Below are 2,565 nucleotides of genomic sequence, written 5' to 3' on the forward strand. Positions count from 1 at the left end.
GATGAATCGGTTCGAGGCTGCCTTCCACCGGAAGTCGCAAGGGGACTTGGACAGCGATCAAGCTCAGGGCGGCGACAGCACCGATTGCCGCCCACGCGAACCAGGGGAGCCGGCGATTGGGATGCCATGAGGAGGCATGGATTTGATCGACGGTTTGTTGCAGGGCGGGAGCCAGCGTGCCGCTGATCGATTGCCAGTCCGCACGCAGTTCGGCGGAATCGGCTGGTTGGGAAGACGAGTCAAAGGTTTCGAGCACGAGAAACGAGGTTGCCTCGGTGGCGTCTTTGGCTCGCAGTGGCAGAATCAGAATCGTCTGTGCACCAGAGGATTCGCGATACCGATCCAGTTGATTTTGAAAGGCGGTGTCCGAATCGGGCTCGGTCGATTCGTGGATTTGCGAAAGGATGGCCTGCCAATCGCGAACGACGGGCGAGTCGATGGCGATCTCCGATTGCACGGACGAGCCAATCGGAACCCACCGAACGCCTTGCCGAGCAAACCACAACGCTCGGTCGGCGCGCGTGTCGGCGACGATGCGATGACACAGTTGATACGGTGTCAATTCATCGGTCGACGCGTTGGTCGGATCAGGAAGGGAGGCGTTCATCGTTGCGATCCAGAGTCAGTTTCACGATTGAAACCGCGATTCCAGTTTAACTAGCCGGTGCAATGTCTCGGGGGCGATGTTCGGGGACGTCGGGAAACAGTTGCTGCTCCAATTGATTGAGATTCACTCAATCTCGATGCACCGATCAGTCGAAGAATCCGAGTAGTGCGGGTTGCACCCATTTTGCTGCCTGCGCTCTCGTTCAAGTGACGCTTCGAGAGGGAAATGTGACCAATAGTCGGCCCCATGCAGGTCGTTCGATGATTCGGTGGGCTTTGGCTCCCCGTGCTCGGCGGATGTTCTGCGCCGGTTGGTTGGTCATGGCAATGGCTCCGGGAATCAGTTCGTTGGGCTGCCGTGCTTCGCGTGCATTGCCGGAAACGGTTGGCAACCGCACTGATCATGTCGATCAAATCATGTCTCGCGTGGACGCGGGGGCGCCTCCGGAGACGCTCACGGCACCGGTGATCGCACCGTTGACATTGCGAGATCCGGAGGCTTTGGCCAAAGCGGATTACCGAGACCTGACGCTGCAGCAAGCTCTCAATCAAGCGATGAGCAACAGTGAGGTCTTGCGAGACCTGAACGCAACCGTGCTGCGTGCACCCGAGACGGTCACGACCGATGAGAGCCCCGGATTGGTTCAAACGGATCCGCAATTAGGAATGGAAGCCGCCCTCTCGGCGTTTGATGCTCAGCTCACCGCTGTCGGAACTTGGCAAAACAACGATCGCCGGTTCAACAACCGATTCTTTGGCGGTGGTGCCAACGCGTTCCAGCAAGACGTGCATGACTATGTGCTGCAATTGTCCAAGCGAACGGCAACGGGTGCCGAAATCAGTCTGCGAAGCATCACTGACTACGACGCGAACAATGCGACGGGCAACCTGACGCCCAGTGCTTGGCAGACGCAACTGCATGCCGAATTGCGACAACCTTTGCTGCAGGGCGGCGGGTTGGCGTTCAACCGGATCGCCGGGCCAGCGGCTTTGCCAGGTGTGTACAACGGTGTGTTGATTGCGAAAACGAACAGCGACATCTCCAACGCTCAGTTTCGCGAAGACGCCCGCAACTATCTCAGCAACGTGATCAATGCGTATTGGGATTTGTACTTTGCGTATCGCGATGTCGACGCCAAGCAAGAAGCAGTCGCTCGCAGTTTGGAAACGTGGCGGAGCTACGACGCACAGAAGTCATCGAACCGACGCGGGGGATCGGCGGAAGCTTTGGCAAGAGAGCAGTACTATCGGTTTGTGTCCGAGCTACAAGACGCGATTGCGGGCAAACTGATTCAGCGAACCCAAACCAATAACTCCACCTCCGGCGGTACCTTTGCGGGCGTCACGGGAGTCCAAGCGGCGGAGCGTCGTTTGCGGTTGTTGATTGGATTGCCGATCGCCGATGGGCAACTGCTGCGTCCCGTTGATGAGCCCTTGTCGGCTCCGTTGATCTTTGACTCTCAATCGTTGGCCGTCGACGCGTTGCGAATGCGGAGCGAGTTGCAGCAACAGCGCCTGCTGGTCAAACGCCGCGAGTTGGAAGTCATCGCGGCGAAGAACTTTCAGTTGCCAACGCTGGACCTCGTCACCACGTATCGGCTGCGTGGTCTCGGCAAGGATTTGGCGGGCAGCGATTCCGCGTTCAACGAACTTGGGACGGGCGACTACCAAGAGTATGAGGCGGGAGTCGAATTCCGGATGCCGGTTGGTTTTCGCCAAGCACATGCGGCGGTGCAGCACGCCAAGATTCAGGTGGCGCGTGAACGGGCGGTGTTGCGAGAGCAAGAGCGGCAGATCACCCATGATTTGATGGCCGTGATCGCGGAGACGGAACGGGCTTACGCCCAGATGGAAACCAACCTGAATCGTTACCTCGCTTCGAAGGACGCACTGGATGCGCTCGAGGCCAACCGCAAGGCGGGTTTGCCGATCAGTTTGGAGCAACTGCTCGATGCCCAG

1 protein-coding gene and 1 pseudogene are annotated in these 2,565 nt (G+C 58.5%); one reads left to right on the plus strand and one right to left on the minus strand.

Features of this window, described 5'->3' with window-relative positions:
* Positions 1–607: pseudogene (locus ACF8AM_RS12700) on the minus strand (alkaline protease); the annotation flags it as partial.
* Positions 608–867: 260 nt separating this feature from the next.
* Here ACF8AM_RS12700 and ACF8AM_RS12705 point away from each other — a divergent pair.
* Positions 868–2,565, plus strand: a 1,698-nt coding sequence (locus tag ACF8AM_RS12705; RefSeq protein ID WP_392555990.1) for a TolC family protein, incomplete at its 3' end; no start/stop codon positions are given.

The organism is Rhodopirellula sp. JB055 (assembly GCF_043100905.1).
Taxonomy (GTDB): Bacteria; Planctomycetota; Planctomycetia; order Pirellulales; family Pirellulaceae; genus Rhodopirellula.